Source organism: Cyanobium sp. BA5m-10 (genome assembly GCF_024346255.1).
Taxonomy (GTDB): Bacteria; Cyanobacteriota; Cyanobacteriia; order PCC-6307; family Cyanobiaceae; genus Cyanobium_A; species Cyanobium_A usitatum.
The window spans coordinates 85,727-100,019 of record NZ_JAGQCP010000002.1 but is presented as its reverse complement, the minus strand read 5'-3'; the positions used below and the strand labels follow the sequence as shown (position 1 = coordinate 100,019).

Below are 14,293 nucleotides of genomic sequence, written 5' to 3'. Positions count from 1 at the left end.
ACCGTGATAGATTCCGCGCGCCTTTTCAGGGATTTGAGCGCGCTTGTCGGTATCCCTCCCCTGCCCCCTACTTCCCGACCCTGAACCCACCGTTTCAACGGCAGTTCAGGCTGGTGAAGCGGTTGAGCAGCTGGATGATGCCACCGGTGCATCAACCCTGCCAGCGCTAACCGCCGATGTCAGCAATGGCATGGATGGTTATTTCCGGCTCCAACGCCGGCTCTTGCTTGCAACCTTGCTGCTTTCGGCAGTGGCGGTGGCAGGAACAGCCGTTTTGGGCTCCATCTCCACGGCTTCCAGCCTGTTGGTGGGTGCTTTAGCTGGCCTTCTTTACCTGTGGCTGCTCAGCCGCAGTGTCACCAAGCTGGGAGAAAATGCTCGGCGGGTTAGCAAGGTTCAGCTGCTGGTGCCGGTCGTCCTGGTGCTTATCGCAGCCCGGATTCCCCAACTTTCGATCCTGCCGGCTCTTTTGGGCTTTCTGCTCTACAAGCCGGCCGTGATCCTTCAGGCAGTCTTCGACACCTGACCCCATTTCCGTTCCGTCGCCCTGGCGACCCCGAACTCCCCTTCGCTGGCTCCGATGCCTCTCCTTCTCCCCTTTGCTGAACTGGAGGTTGGTAAACACCTCTACTGGCAACTTGGCAACCTCAAGATTCACGGCCAGGTTTTCCTGAGCTCCTGGGTCGTTATCGGTGCCTTGCTTGCCTTTGTAGTGGTTGGCACCCGCAAGCTGGAGCGTGATCCCCGAGGTACCCAGAACCTGCTGGAGTTCCTCTGGGATTACATCCGAGATCTCTCCCGTGAACAGATTGGTGAGAAGGCTTACCGCGATTGGATGCCCTTCATCGGCACCCTTTTTCTGTTCATCTTTGTGAGCAACTGGGGCGGAGCCCTGGTGCCCTGGAAGCTGATCCATCTGCCTAGTGGCGAGCTTGGGGCACCAACGGCTGATATCAACACAACCATTGCTTTGGCTTTGTTGGTATCCCTTGCCTACTTCTATGCCGGCTTGAGCCGTAAGGGGCTGAGGTATTTCGAGTACTACGTGGAGCCGACACCGATCATGCTTCCATTCAAGATCGTTGAAGATTTCACCAAGCCCCTTTCCCTTTCCTTCCGTCTATTTGGCAACATCTTGGCGGATGAACTGGTAGTCGCAGTTCTGGCATTTCTGGTGCCCTTGATTGTGCCCCTGCCTGCAATGTTCCTGGGTCTTTTCACCAGTGCTATTCAGGCCCTGATTTTTGCCACCCTCGCCGCCTACTACATCGGCGAGGCGGTGCACGAAGAGCACCATTAGGAGCTCCTCGCCAGCTGCTCCGCTCCGGCGGTCTGCTAAATCTCCCTCGCGCAGGTCCGGAAGCATCCCGGGCCCATTCTTGAAAGGATGTCCTCAGCGCAGGGTTTTATTCCCGGTCCATAACGCGCCACAACCGCGACCCCAATCCCCCACTCCACCATGGATTCCATCACCTCCGCTGCGTCTGTTCTGGCCGCTGGTCTGGCTGTAGGCCTCGGTGCCATCGGCCCCGGCATCGGTCAGGGCACCGCAGCTGGCGGCGCCGTTGAAGGCATTGCACGTCAGCCTGAAGCCGAAGGCAAGATTCGCGGCACCTTGCTGCTCTCCCTGGCCTTCATGGAAGCGCTCACCATCTACGGCCTTGTGGTCGCCCTGGTGCTGTTGTTTGCCAACCCCTTCGCTGGTTGAGCGTTGTTGTGAGTGGAAGGAGGGCTGGGGCTTGTTGCTCCTGCCCTCCCAGGCTCACAAACCTCAATCCCGACCGATCGTTCCAGCGCCCTCGCCCAAATGACCAGCTGGCTTCTGCTCGCCGAAGCAGGTGTCCCTGAGGGAGGTCTTTTTGACCTCGATGCCACCCTGCCGCTGATGGCGGTTCAGGTTGTTCTCCTCACTTTCATTCTGAATTCGCTGTTCTTCCGCCCCGTAGGACGGGCAGTGGAGGAGCGTGAGAGCTTTATCTCCACTAGCCGCGCTGACGCCAAGCAGAAGCTGGCTCAATCTGAGCGGCTGGAAGCCGATCTCAAGGAACAGCTCAAGGACGCGCGTCAGCAGTCCCAAAAGTTGATCCTCGAGGCCGAGCAGGAAATGGATCGTCTCTACCGAGATGCCCTTGCCGCGGCTACGGCCGATGCCAATGCTTCCCGTGAGCAGGCCCGCCGTGAGATTGATTCTCAGCGAGACCAGGCGATGGACCGGCTTAATAAGGACGCCGACAAGCTCGGTGATCTGATCGTGACCCGCTTGCTGGCTGCCTCATGACTTTCCTGCTCCCCTCCTTGCTAGCAAGTCACGGCGGATTTGGTTTCAACCTCAATCCGTTCGAGACCAACATCATCAACTTGGCGATTGTGATCGCCTGCCTTTGGAAGTTTTTGCCAGGTTTCCTCGGCAGCATCCTGGAGCGCCGTCGTGCAGCCATCCTCAACGATCTGCAAGATGCTGAGCAGCGTCTTCTCGCAGCAACATCTTCGTTAGCTCAAGCCCAGCAGGATTTGTCGGCAGCACAACAAAAGGCTGAGCAGATTCGCGCTGATGGTTTGGCCCGTGCCCAATCCTTGAGGCTGGAAAGCGAAAAGCGCACGATCGTTGAAATGGCTCGCCTCAAGCAGGGCGCCATGGCCGACTTGAATGCCGAAGCTGCCCGCGTCACCGACCAGTTGCGCCGCGAAGCCGCCAACCGGGCTATTGCCCAAGCACTTGCCACCCTCCCCGGCAAGCTCAATGCAGATGCCCAGGCCCGACTGATCGATCAGTCCATTTCAACCCTGGGTAAAGCCTGATGCCACTCCTTAACTCGATTGCAACCCCATACGCCGAGGCGTTGCTGCAGGTAGCTGAATCTCGTAAGGAGACTGATGCTGTTGCCAAACAGGCAAAATACCTTCTGGCCGTATTGAGTTCGAGCCCCGAGCTAAAAGCTGCTCTGGCGTCGCCCGTGCTTGAGCCGGAATCCAAGAAGGCTGCTTTGGCAAAGCTTTTCGACGATCAGGTCACCCCTGCGGTGCAAAATCTGCTCAAGCTATTGGCCGATCGCCAGCGCCTGCCCATGATGGAGGCTGTCTTGATGCGTTTCCTGGAGCTTTATCGGGAGCTGCGCAACATCACTTTGGCCAAGGTGACATCTGCTGCTGCCCTCAGCGAGGAGCAGCAGGCTGAGCTCAACCGCAAGGTTCAAGCGATTGCAGGCTCTAAATCGGTGGAGTTCGACCTCGTGGTTGATCCCTCCTTGATAGGTGGCTTCATCGTCAGCATGGGCTCCCAAGTTATTGATGCCAGCCTTTCTGGTCAGGTGCGCCGCCTTGGACTGGCGTTGGCTCAGGTGAGCTAGCTCCTCTGTCCGCCCAAGCTGCCGGAACCTTATGGCTCCGGCAGCGCTCTCCCCGCTTCCCCGTCTTCCCCTCCATCAGCCCCCCTGTGGGGACTTCCTCCCATGGTTTCCATCCGCCCCGACGAGATCAGCGCCATCCTCAAGCAGCAGATTGAGGACTACGACAAGTCGGTTTCGGTTAGTAACGTTGGCACCGTGCTGCAGATCGGCGATGGCATCGCCCGCGTGTATGGCCTGCAGCAGGTGATGGCCGGTGAACTGGTGCAGTTCGAGGACGGCACCGAAGGCATCGCTCTCAACCTCGAAGACGACAATGTCGGCGTGGTGTTGATGGGCGAAGGTCGCGGCATTCAGGAGGGCAGCACCGTCAAGGCAACCGGCAAGATCGCCGCCGTGCCCGTTGGCGACGCCATGCTTGGCCGGGTTGTGAATTCGCTGGGCCAGCCCATCGACGGCAAGGGTGACATCGCCACCACCGAAACCCGCCTAATCGAATCGATGGCGCCTGGCATCATCCAGCGCAAGTCGGTGCACGAGCCCATGCAAACGGGCATCACCGCGATCGACGCCATGATTCCGATCGGCCGGGGCCAGCGCGAGCTGATCATTGGCGACCGTCAGACTGGCAAGACAGCTATCGCCATCGATACGATCATCAACCAGAAGGGCGAAGACGTCGTCTGCGTTTATGTGGCCATTGGTCAGAAGGCCGCATCCGTAGCCAACGTGGTTGAAGTGCTGCGGGAGAAGGGAGCCCTCGATTACACCATCGTGGTAGCTGCGAGTGCTTCCGAGGCTGCAGCCCTTCAATACCTGGCTCCCTACACCGGCGCGGCGCTGGCCGAATCGTTCATGTACAAGGGCAAGGCGACCTTGGTGATTTACGACGACCTCACCAAGCAGGCCCAGGCCTATCGCCAGATGTCCCTGCTGCTGCGTCGCCCCCCCGGTCGTGAGGCTTACCCCGGCGACGTCTTCTATTGCCACAGCCGTTTGCTTGAGCGTGCCGCCAAACTCAGCGATGCGATGGGCAAGGGCTCGATGACCGCGCTGCCGATCATCGAAACTCAGGCCGGTGACGTATCCGCCTACATTCCTACCAACGTGATCTCGATCACAGATGGCCAGGTGTTCCTGAGTTCCGACCTGTTCAACTCCGGTCTACGCCCCGCCATCAACGTTGGTATTTCCGTGAGTCGGGTGGGCGGTGCTGCCCAGACCAAAGCGATCAAGAAGATTGCCGGTACCTTGAAGCTCGAGTTGGCTCAGTTCGATGAACTGGCTGCCTTCTCCCAGTTTGCCTCCGACCTCGATGCTGCAACCCAGCAGCAGCTCGGCAGGGGTAAGCGCCTGCGCGAGATTCTCAAGCAGCCCCAGTTCAGTCCCCTAATCCTGGCGGAGCAGGTGGCTGTGGTTTATGCCGGCGTCAAGGGCCTGCTGGATGAGGTGCCTGTGGAGTCCGTGGTTCAGTTCTGCCGCGAGCTGCGCGAATACCTCAAGAGCAACAAGGCCGAGTTCATCTCCAAGGTGCAGACCGAGAAGCAGCTCAGCGACGAAGCTGAAGCCATGCTCAAGGATGCCATCAACGAGGTGAAGTCGACCATGCTCGCCTCCGTTTGAGGAGGGGCATAACTAATGGCAAACCTCAAAGATATCCGCGACCGGATCGGTTCGGTCAAGAACACTCGCAAGATCACTGAGGCCATGCGCCTGGTGGCAGCCGCCAAGGTTCGCCGCGCCCAAGAGCAGGTACTGCGCAGCCGTCCTTTTGCTGACCGGCTTGCCCGCGTGCTGGAAAATCTTCAGTCACGCATGCGCTTTGAAGATGCCGACGCTCCCTTGCTTGAGCAGCGCGAGGTTGGCACCATCACTCTGCTTGCCGTTACAGGTGATCGGGGATTGTGCGGTGGCTACAACGCCAACATCATCAAACGCACCGAACTGCGCACCGCTGAACTTGTTGGCCAGGGCTACAAGGTCGATCTGGTATTGATTGGTCGTAAGGCGATCACCTACTTCCAGAATCGCGCTAATCAGTACACGATTCGCGCCACCTTTACCGGTCTTGATCAGGTGCCCAAGGCCAGTGAGGCGATGGGTATCGCCAACGAAGTGCTGGCGGAGTTTCTCTCCGGCAGCACCGATCGTATTGAGATCATCTTCACCAAGTTCATCAACCTGGTGAGCTCCAAGCCCGTGATTCAGACCCTGCTACCTCTCGATCCCCAGGGAATTGCTATTCCTGAAGACGAGATCTTCCGCCTCACTACCCGGGACGGCCGGCTAGGGGTTGAAGTGGGTACGGCTGCCAACTTGCAGTCCAAGCTGCCCTCCGACATTGTCTTTGATCAGAGTCCTGATCAGCTGCTCAATGCCCTGCTGCCCCTTTATCTGGAAAACCAGCTTCTGCGTTCTCTGCAGGAGGCCGCAGCTTCGGAGTTGGCCAGTCGGATGACGGCAATGAACAACGCCAGTGATAATGCCAAGGCCCTAGCAAAGAGCCTCACGCTCGACTATAACAAGGCCCGCCAGGCCGCCATTACCCAGGAAATTCTGGAAGTGGTTGGCGGTTCTGCCGGTATGTCCTGAGTCTGGGGGGCTGGTTTGCAGATCGAGCCTCTGTTTCCGGTGGCTCTTGGCAGGGTGCAGCTATCGCCTGATCCCCTGGATACGGCACTGCAACTTCAGGCCCTGCACGAGCTGCGGGGCCATGCCAGCTCCAACCCCGATCCTGGCTGTGCCTGGACTGGTGACCTTAATGGTGTTTGGCAGTTGCAGCGTCAGCCGGCCTTTGCGCCCCTGATTACTGGCTTGACAGGCCATGCAGAAGCTTTTCTGCAGCAATTGGGTTTCGATCTCAGCCGAGTGGCCTTGCAGCTGCAGCGCTGCTGGCCCGTGCTCAGCGAGGAGGGGCAGGTGGTAGGCCGCCACCACCACCCCAACGCTCATCTCAGCGCCATTTACTACCTCAATGGAGATGGCAGCGGCCGCAGTGGCTGTCTGCGCCTGTGGCCGCAGCGGCAGGTGAATGAACTGGTGCCTGGGATGGCCGTTGGCCACGAAGGTCCGTTGGCTGCATCACCTTGGAGCGCACCTTGGCTTGATGTGGCTCCCCAGGCAGGCCTGCTGCTGCTGTTTCCCAGCTGTCTGGATCACGCGGTGCTTCCCAACGAGGACCCGGATGATTTGCGCTGCTCCCTCAGCATTGATTTCGCCCTAACAGCCCCCGTGGCTAGGGATGGGTCCTCGCCACCGGAATATCTGGCGCCCCACCCCAGCCAGTGGCAGGAGGTTTGATTGCCGCGGCTGGTGCGGGTGGGCTGGAACAATGGCCTCTAGCTGCCCACTCCGGCACCCTCCTGTGACCGAAACCCAGACCTTCACAATCACCGCCGAGTTTCAAGGCACCCAACACACTTTTTCCTGCCGCAGCAACCAAACCGTGCTGTCTGCAGCCGAGGCCGCTGGGGTCCCTTTGCCCAGTTCATGCTGTTCGGGGGTCTGCACCACTTGCGCGGCTCTGATCAGTGAGGGCAGCGTTCAACAGCCCGATGCCATGGGGGTCAAGGCGGACCTGCAACTAAAGGGCTATGCCCTGCTCTGCGTTTCCTTCCCCCAATCTGACCTGCGGCTCCAGGCGGGGATGGAGGACGCCCTCTACGAAGCCCAGTTCGGTAAATACCAGAAATGAGTGCTGCGGCGGTGCGCCTGCAGCCCATAACTCTGCAGTTCCGCCGTGCTCCAGGGCCTTTGTTGGCCCAGATCGAGGCCGTGTTGGCTTCGCACGGCCAACCGCTGCGCTGGGCGATCACCGCGGTGGAGCCTGGCCTGGCTGGATCTTGCCCATTGCTGACGCTTGAAGCGGTGGTGCTGGCATGACGACGAGCCGGCCTCTGCCTACCTTGCTGGTGATTCCCACCGGGATTGGATGTGAGCTGGGTGGTTATGCGGGTGATGGCCTGCCTGCCGCCCGCTTGCTGGCGGCCGCCAGTGGCTGCCTGATAACCCATCCCAACGTGATGAATGGGGCCTCGTTGTACTGGAGCGATTCCCGCATCCACTACGTGGAGGGCTCGGCCCTCGACCGCTTCGCTGCCGCTGGGATCGGCCTGCGGCCGGTGCGCCGGCAGCGGCTGGGGCTGTTGCTCGATGCCGGTATCGATGCGGAGCTGCACTGGCGTCATCTGCAGGTTGCCGAGGGCTGCCGGGCCAGCCTGGGTTTGGAGATCGGGCCGGTGGTCACCACCGATGCCCCCCTGGAGGTGAGCCTGTGTCTGGGGGGCAGTGGCGCCAGCTGGGGGCAACTAGGCCGCCCCGAGCTGCTGCTGCGGGCTGGCCACATGCTCAAGGCTGCCGGGGCTACGGCTATTGCGGTGGTAACTCGCTTCCCCGAGGACAACTCCAGCGAGGCACTAGCTGCCTACCGCCAGGGGTCTGGTGTGGATGCTCTGGCCGGTGCCGAGGCGGTGATCAGCCATCTTCTCAGCCGCGAGCTGGGCTTGCCATGCGCCCATGCGCCGGCCCTCAGTCCCCTGCCGCTCGATCCTGGTCTCGACCCCCGGGCGGCGGGGGAGGAATTGGGCTACACCTTTTTGGCCTGCGTGCTAGTGGGACTGAGCCGGGCGCCCGATCTGGTGCCGCTGGCGCCAGGGGTACCCGGCTCAGGAGCCTTGCCCGCAGCCGGGGCTGATCTGCTCCGCATCGAAGACGTGGGGGCTGTTGTGGCCCCGGCAGGAGCCCTGGGGGGGGCGGCTGTGCTGGCCTGTGCTGAGCGCGGCATTCCAGTGATCGCAGTGCACAACCCCTGCGTACTCAACGTGTCGGCGGCGGCCCTGGGCTTGGAGGTGCTCCCTGCGGAGAGCTATGCGGCGGCGGCTGGGTTGCTGGTCGCCCTGCGCGAGGGAATCAGCCCCTCTGCTCTGGTGCGCCCTTTGCAGCGGTTGAACAAGATCAGCGCAGACAGGCCATCGGGTGCCGGGGAGTCACATCCAGGGCCCGGGCAACGCCGGGATGACACACCGCCCCATGCACCGTGTTGAGACCGGAGAGTAGTCCGGGGCGGTCGGTGACGGCTTCAACCAGGCCCCGCCCCGCCATTACGAGGATGTAAGGGAGGGTGACACTCACCAGCGCTTCGGTGGAGGTGAAGGGCACGGCCCCTGGCATGTTGCCGACGGCATAGTGCTGCACGCCGTGGAGCGTGTGCACCGGATCGGTGTGCGTGGTCTCGCGGCTGGTGGCAATGCAGCCCCCCTGGTCGATCGCCACATCCACCACCACGGAGCCGGGTTGCATTTGCTGCACCAGCGCCTCCGCCACCAGGGTGGGGGCCCGGCCACCGGCGGTGAGCACGGCACCAATCAGTAGATCGGCACTAGGCACTAGGCGCTCGATCAGGCTGCTGCTGCTCACCAGGCTCACCAGCCGGCCGCGGCGGTGGGCCTCGAGGCTGCGCAGCCGCTCGGGCGAGCGATCCAGCAGGAATACCTCCGCATCCATGGCGGCGGCGATTCGGGCCGCATTCCAGCCCACACTGCCTGCACCCAGCACCACCACCCGCGCCGGCCGCACCCCGGTGCATCCCCCCATCAGGATGCCGCGACCGCCGTGGGGGCGCTCCAGCAGATGGGCCCCCACCTGGGCGGCCAGCCGACCGGCGATTTCGCTCATCGGCGCCAGCAGGGGCAGGCTGCCGTCTTCGAGCTGCACGGTTTCGTAGGCCACGGCAGTGGTGCCCGCTTCCAGCAGGGCCCGGCCCACCTCCGGGTAGGCGGCCAGGTGCAGGTAGGTGAACAGCACCAGATCGGAGCGCAGAAAGCCGAACTCCTCGGGCTGGGGCTCCTTGACCTTCACCACCAAATGGGCGCCCCAGGCTTCTGCGGCGCTCACCAGCCGGGCCCCGGCGGCGGCGAAGGCGGCATCGCTGAAGCCAGCCCCTAAACCTGCTCCCGCCTGGATGCGCACCTCCATGCCCTGGTTCACCAGATCGGCCACCCCGTCAGGGGTGAGGGCCACACGCTGTTCATCGCGCTTGATCTCTGCGGGCACGCCGATGCTTGCCATCGGGGCCGTCAGGTTGGCGCCGCTGGAGCTGGGGGGTGCCATGGATGTGCTGCTGTTTGTGGTTCCAGGTTGGCTGCGGCTGGCGATTGGCGCCATGCATGACTCAGCGGCTGGCGATCGGCATGCGCCAGCCGCTGCCGAAGGCCCGGTCGCCGATCTTGAGCAGGGGCGGTGCCTGGCGCCGCTTGAACTCGGCCCGGCGCAGCAGCTGCATCACCCGTTCGGCCAGCTCCGCTGGGGTGCCGCTGGCGATCAGCTGCTCCGGACTGGCCAACTCCTCGATGTAGGCCTTCAAGATCGGGTCGAGCACGGCGTAGTCGGGCAGGGAATCGCTATCGAGCTGGTCGGGGCGCAGCTCGGCGCTGGGGGGTTTATCGCGGATCGCCCGCCCCACCAGCTCGCCTTCGCCTGGCAGCCCCAGCTCACGCCGGCAGGGGCAGGCGGCGGTCGAATCGAGCCAGGCGCAGAGCTCGAACACGCTGGTTTTGTAGAGGTCACCAATCACGGCCAGGCCGCCGTTCATGTCGCCGTAGAGGGTGCAATAACCGACGGCCAGCTCGCTTTTGTTGCCGGTGGAGAGCAGCAGCTGGCCCTGCTGGTTTGCCACAGCCATCAGCAGGGTGCCGCGGATGCGCGACTGCAGGTTTTCGGCGCTCAGACCGCTGGGTGGGCCCGCCAGCACCGGTGTCAGGGCGGTGTCGAAGCTGGCCATCAGCGCCGCGATCTCAGCGGTGCGGCAGCCCAGGCCCAGGCGCCCAGCTAGGGCCTGGGCATCGCGTAGGGAGCCATCCGAGCTCCAGGGGGAGGGCATCATCAGTGCCTGCACCCGCTCACCCCCCAGGGCAGCGGCGGCGATCACGGCCACCAGGGCTGAATCGATGCCACCACTTAGGCCGAGCAGGGCGCTGCTGAAGCCGCATTTGCGGGCGTAGTCGGCCACGCCCAGCACTAGGACCCGAAACAACTGCTCGTTTTCAGTAGGCAAAGATGCCACTGGCAAAGATGCTGCTGGCCCCGCGCCGTTGACTTCCCAGCAGCTCACCTGCTCCTTGCAACTGGCCAGCTGGCTCACCACTCCGCTGCCGGCATCCACCACGAAGCTGGCACCGTCGAACACCAGCTCGTCGTTGCCGCCCACCTGATTGACGTAGACCACCGGGCAAGCGAGCCGGCTGGCGGCGCGGCGGGCCAGGCTCTGACGCAGGGCCACTTTGGCCTGGCCAAACGGTGATGCCGAGAGGTTGAGCAGCAGGTCGATGCGGCTTGAGAGCAGCTCGGCGACGGGATCGGTACCAGCCAGGCGGTGGCCCTGCAGCTCCTCCTCAACCCAGAGGTCTTCGCAGATCGTTAGCCCCAGGCGCCAGGTTCGGCCGCCCCGCTCAAGCTCCAGCACACTCGGCCCCGTGGCGGCGCAGAAGTAGCGCTGCTCGTCGAAGACGTCGTAGGTGGGTAGCAGCCGCTTACGGGCCACCACGCGCCAGCTGCCGGCCTCCACTAAGGCCACAGCGTTGAAAAGGTTGGGCAACGGCGCGGCGCCTGATGGTTCGGCCATGCCCACCAGCACGGCCAGCTGGGGCAGCTCTTGGGCCAGGTAAGCAGCCAGCTGGTCGAGCACGGCGCCTTGCTTCGCGATCAGGCTGGGGCGCAGCAGCAGGTCGCGCGGTGGGTAGCCCCAAAGGGACAGCTCGGGGGTGAGCACCAGATCAGCCCCCTGGGCAGCGGCCTGACGGCTGGCCGCCAGAATCAGCTCACCGTTGCCCCCTAGGTCGCCAACTAGCGGATTTAGTTGGGCCAGGGCGAGGCGCATTAGGGGCGTTTGAGGGGCTGGCTGAGGTTCGGTTCGCCCAATCCGTAGAGATTGTGCTTGAGCAGTAGCGGCAACAGGGCCGCAGGTAGCTGGGCGGGGTCGGGGGTTTGGCGCAGCGCCGAGCTGGCGGTGGCGGGAACCTGCAGGGGCAGGATCACCACCCGGCCCCCCAGCTGGGTGAGCTGTTCAAGTTGTTTGAGCTGCAGGGGCCAGCCGGCCCGGGGGGCGATTGCCAGCACGCAGGCCTTCAGCACGGCTTCGGCCTGTTTCCAGCTGGGGATCTGGGCAGCCAGATCACTGCCCACCACAAACACCAGCTCGCTACCAGGCCACTGGGCCGCTGCCTGCTCCAGGGTGGTGATTGCCCAGGGGCTGCTGAGCTCCTGCCGGTGGCTCAGCCTCGGATCGCCGATGGCTGCCACCAGCTCGCCCAGCAGGGTGGACCGTTGCTCCAGGGGGGCGCCGTGGAGTTTTTGGGGGTTGTCGCTTGCCCAGGTGGCGACCTGGGGATAGAGCTGCACCAGGCCCTCCAGCAGGGCCTGGTGGCCGCGGGTCGGCGGGTCGGCGCTGGTGCCAAACAGGGCGACCGGCCCCTCTGCGGCTTTGACGACCCCGTTGCTCATGGCAGCAGGGCCTGGAGGTTGGGGGCCGGCTCGCTGCGTTCGCCCAGCCACAGGCGCACCTGGGGATCGTTGATAGCCAGGCGCCGCAGCAGGGCGCCGGGTTGGCCGCCCCGCTGGGAGCTCCGCAGTAGTTCGGCGGCGGCGAGCCGGCCGGTGAGCCGGGTGGTGTGCACGGCCAGGGCCGCCTGGGCCAGGGCTACCGGCGCGGCTGGAGCGAGGCTGAGGCCGCCAGTGAGCGGCGCCGCCAGCAGCAGCAGTTGGCGTAGGGCTCCTAGGGCTAGCTGGATGCCGATCTGGGCGCCGCCCAGCAGGGCGTTGTGGCCGGAGAGCCGCCGCAGCAGCTCGCGGGCGCCGGCGCCGTGCATCGGCAGGCCGTAGAGCTGGCAGAGCTGCAGCACCAGGGCGGTGTCGCAGGCCAGGCCGCCGGCCAGATCCAGCAGCACCAGGGGGTTGGCGGCCACGCCGGTGGCCTTGAGGGCGGCGAATCGGCCGATCAGGCTTTGGGCGGCCTGGCGGCTGGCCCCCAGGCGCCAGCGTTGCAGGGACTGGTGAAAGCGCTCCGCGCTGCCCAGGGCATTAAGGGCAAGCAACAGGCAGCCGTGTTGCTCCAGCAGCTGCAGCAGCGACCGCCTCAGCGGCTCCACCTGCGGAGCTTGAACAATGCTGCGCACCCGGCCATCGGCCAGCAGCTGGGGTTGGCGTGGCGCGGCGGCCACCGGGATCAGCTCCAGGTGCCGGGCCGCTGCCGGCAGCCGCCGCTTGATGCTGGCGATCAGCTCGGCCTGCTCGGCCTCGCTCCAGCAGTCGCAGCGGTTGAGCACCAGCAATACCGGCTTGCCGCTGGCCAGCAGCGGCGCCAGGGCGTCGTGCTCGACGCTGGTGAGGTCGCCGTCGAGCACCAGCAGCACCAGGTCTGAGCCGAGGGCTACTCGGGCCGCCAGTCGCGCCCTGGCGGCGGCGGCGATCTCATCGATGCCAGGGGTGTCCACCAGCTCCACCCGGCTTAGCCCCGCCATCGGTTGCGCCCAGGCCTGGGCCTGCTGGTGGCGCGTACAGCCGTGGGCCACGTCGGTGGCAAAAGCCGCTTCTCCCAGCAAGGCGTTAAGCAGGCTCGACTTGCCCACCCCCACTCGGCCAAACACGGCCACCCGCAGACTGCGCTGCTGCAGGCGACCTAGCTGGCGATCCAGGGACAGAAGCTGGCCGGCCAGCTGGCTTTGCTCGCGGCCACTGAGCTGGAGCTGGCGGCGCCACTGGTCGAGCAGGGATTGGCAGCGCTCCGGGATGGCGGGCGCCTGATGGGGGCACGGTTCGGCGCACGGTTCGGGCCTCATGGCCGCATCCCTTCGCCCGCAGGTTGGGGACGGCGCCACCAGCCGGCCAGCACCGCCAGCACCGCTTCAGCGCCAATCACGCCCACGAAGCCGCCGAATTCGTCCACAACGACGCGAACGCCGCTGCTGTTGCGGCGGAAGCCCGTGAGCAACCGGTCGGCCCGGATCATTTCCGGCACGTAATCGACCGGCTCGCTTAAGGAGGCGGCAGTGCGATTGCCTTCGCCTTGGAGCAGGGCTGCCAAAAGGCGCTCCCGGCCGGCCACGCCGAGCACCTCATCCACCTCTTCGCCGAGCACCACCCACCATTCGGCGTTGTTCGCCAGTAGGTCTTCTCGCAACTTCTCCAGGCTGGTCGCCCCATCGAGGGTGGGAGCCGCCACCCGTGGTGTCATCAGATCGCGGGCGGTGAGATCGTTTAGCTGGAACACCTTGGCGATCATGGCCGCCTCATCGGCCTCGATTTGGCCCTTCTGGGAGCCCAGCCGAGCCAGCAGACGAATCTCCTCTTCGTCGGTGCTGATCTCGTTTTCGGCGGTGATCGCCGGCAGCAGCCGCTCCAGCAGCAGCACTAGGGGCAACATCAGGCCGGCCACGATCGACAGGGCAGGGGCGCTGGCCAGGGCCACCGGCAGGGCCAGGCGGCTGCCGAGGGCCTTGGGCAGGATTTCCCCCAGCAGGATCACCAGCACGGTGAGCCCTACGGAAAACAGGGGCAGGGCGACCCCCTCGATGCCCTGGCGTTTGAAGACGATGGCGGCGTAGCCGCCCAGCATCAAGCTGCCAAAAATATTGAAGCCGTTATTGGCGATCACCAGCACCGACAGGGTGCGGCCCAAGCGCTGGCGCAGCTGCTCCAGGCGCCGCGCTCCGCGCACGGGCTTGCTGCGGGCGGCAAGTTCGTGCACCCGCACCGGGTTCACGGTGAGCAGAGCTGCCTCAACTCCAGAGCACAGGGCCGAACCTGCGATCACCAGCACCACCAGCAGCGCCAGGATGAGCAGGTCGTTCATTCCGCCATTTCGCCGCTCGCCATCTACCTATTAAATCGGCTCCGCCAGCGTCTGTCCCGCTGCCTGCTCCAAACTGGTCTTCTGCAGGGCCCGCCGGCCGCTTTTT

The 14,293-nt window shown here is 64.2% G+C and carries 17 protein-coding genes; 12 read left to right on the top strand and 5 right to left on the bottom strand.

Features of this window, described 5'->3' with window-relative positions; all coding sequences use genetic code 11:
* Positions 1-43: 43 nt before the first annotated feature.
* From KBY85_RS01765 to KBY85_RS01710, 12 genes are all read left to right on the top strand, one after another.
* Complete coding sequence (locus tag KBY85_RS01765) at positions 44-526, top strand: ATP synthase subunit I (RefSeq protein WP_254959855.1); 483 nt, start codon at positions 44-46, stop codon at positions 524-526.
* Between the two features lie 54 nt (positions 527-580).
* Complete coding sequence (atpB, locus tag KBY85_RS01760) at positions 581-1,300, top strand: F0F1 ATP synthase subunit A (protein ID WP_396121797.1); 720 nt, start codon at positions 581-583, stop codon at positions 1,298-1,300.
* Between the two features lie 159 nt (positions 1,301-1,459).
* Positions 1,460-1,708 carry an ATP synthase F0 subunit C gene (gene atpE, locus KBY85_RS01755; protein ID WP_106502337.1) on the top strand — a complete coding sequence of 83 codons (249 nt, stop codon included), beginning with the start codon at positions 1,460-1,462 and terminating at the stop codon, positions 1,706-1,708.
* 99 nt (positions 1,709-1,807) lie between these two features.
* Positions 1,808-2,278 (top strand): F0F1 ATP synthase subunit B', encoded by a 471-nt coding sequence (locus KBY85_RS01750; RefSeq protein ID WP_254959854.1) that lies wholly within the window; start codon positions 1,808-1,810, stop codon positions 2,276-2,278.
* Positions 2,275-2,799 carry a F0F1 ATP synthase subunit B gene (locus KBY85_RS01745; protein ID WP_254959853.1) on the top strand — a complete coding sequence of 175 codons (525 nt, stop codon included), beginning with the start codon at positions 2,275-2,277 and terminating at the stop codon, positions 2,797-2,799. Before KBY85_RS01750 ends, KBY85_RS01745 begins: the two co-directional genes overlap by 4 nt.
* Complete coding sequence (gene atpH / locus KBY85_RS01740; protein WP_254959851.1) at positions 2,799-3,347, top strand: ATP synthase F1 subunit delta; 549 nt, start codon at positions 2,799-2,801, stop codon at positions 3,345-3,347. Before KBY85_RS01745 ends, atpH begins: the two co-directional genes overlap by 1 nt.
* Positions 3,348-3,449: 102 nt before the next feature.
* Entirely contained in the window at positions 3,450-4,967 is a 1,518-nt protein-coding gene (atpA, locus tag KBY85_RS01735) for a F0F1 ATP synthase subunit alpha (protein ID WP_254959850.1), read from the top strand.
* A gap of 15 nt (positions 4,968-4,982) precedes the next feature.
* Positions 4,983-5,936: a F0F1 ATP synthase subunit gamma gene (locus KBY85_RS01730; protein WP_106502332.1), complete on the top strand. Its 954-nt coding sequence runs from the start codon at positions 4,983-4,985 to the stop codon at positions 5,934-5,936.
* A 15-nt stretch (positions 5,937-5,951) separates the two neighbouring features.
* Positions 5,952-6,644 (top strand): TIGR02466 family protein, encoded by a 693-nt coding sequence (locus KBY85_RS01725; RefSeq protein ID WP_254959849.1) that lies wholly within the window; start codon positions 5,952-5,954, stop codon positions 6,642-6,644.
* A 31-nt stretch (positions 6,645-6,675) separates the two neighbouring features.
* On the top strand, positions 6,676-7,038 hold the full coding sequence (locus KBY85_RS01720) for a 2Fe-2S iron-sulfur cluster-binding protein (protein ID WP_261359427.1): 363 nt from the start codon (positions 6,676-6,678) through the stop codon (positions 7,036-7,038).
* Positions 7,035-7,226: a hypothetical protein gene (locus KBY85_RS01715; RefSeq protein WP_254959847.1), complete on the top strand. Its 192-nt coding sequence runs from the start codon at positions 7,035-7,037 to the stop codon at positions 7,224-7,226. Before KBY85_RS01720 ends, KBY85_RS01715 begins: the two co-directional genes overlap by 4 nt.
* Positions 7,223-8,386: a DUF3326 domain-containing protein gene (locus KBY85_RS01710; protein WP_254959846.1), complete on the top strand. Its 1,164-nt coding sequence runs from the start codon at positions 7,223-7,225 to the stop codon at positions 8,384-8,386. The genes KBY85_RS01715 and KBY85_RS01710 overlap by 4 nt, the downstream gene beginning before the upstream one ends.
* Here KBY85_RS01710 and ald read toward each other — a convergent pair.
* The 5 genes from ald to KBY85_RS01685 form a co-directional block, all read right to left on the bottom strand.
* Positions 8,298-9,410 carry an alanine dehydrogenase gene (gene ald, locus KBY85_RS01705; protein WP_254959894.1) on the bottom strand — a complete coding sequence of 371 codons (1,113 nt, stop codon included), beginning with the start codon at positions 9,408-9,410 and terminating at the stop codon, positions 8,298-8,300. The two genes, KBY85_RS01710 and ald, sit on opposite strands and share 89 nt — an antisense overlap.
* A gap of 103 nt (positions 9,411-9,513) precedes the next feature.
* Complete coding sequence (locus KBY85_RS01700) at positions 9,514-11,217, bottom strand: NAD+ synthase (RefSeq protein ID WP_254959845.1); 1,704 nt, start codon at positions 11,215-11,217, stop codon at positions 9,514-9,516.
* On the bottom strand, positions 11,217-11,840 hold the full coding sequence (locus KBY85_RS01695) for a nicotinate-nucleotide adenylyltransferase (protein ID WP_254959844.1): 624 nt from the start codon (positions 11,838-11,840) through the stop codon (positions 11,217-11,219). Before KBY85_RS01695 ends, KBY85_RS01700 begins: the two co-directional genes overlap by 1 nt.
* Positions 11,837-13,174 (bottom strand): GTP-binding protein, encoded by a 1,338-nt coding sequence (locus tag KBY85_RS01690; protein WP_254959843.1) that lies wholly within the window; start codon positions 13,172-13,174, stop codon positions 11,837-11,839. Before KBY85_RS01690 ends, KBY85_RS01695 begins: the two co-directional genes overlap by 4 nt.
* Positions 13,171-14,187, bottom strand: coding sequence for a CNNM domain-containing protein (locus tag KBY85_RS01685; protein WP_254959842.1), 1,017 nt, complete (start codon positions 14,185-14,187; stop codon positions 13,171-13,173). The genes KBY85_RS01690 and KBY85_RS01685 overlap by 4 nt, the downstream gene beginning before the upstream one ends.
* Positions 14,188-14,293 lie beyond the last annotated feature (106 nt).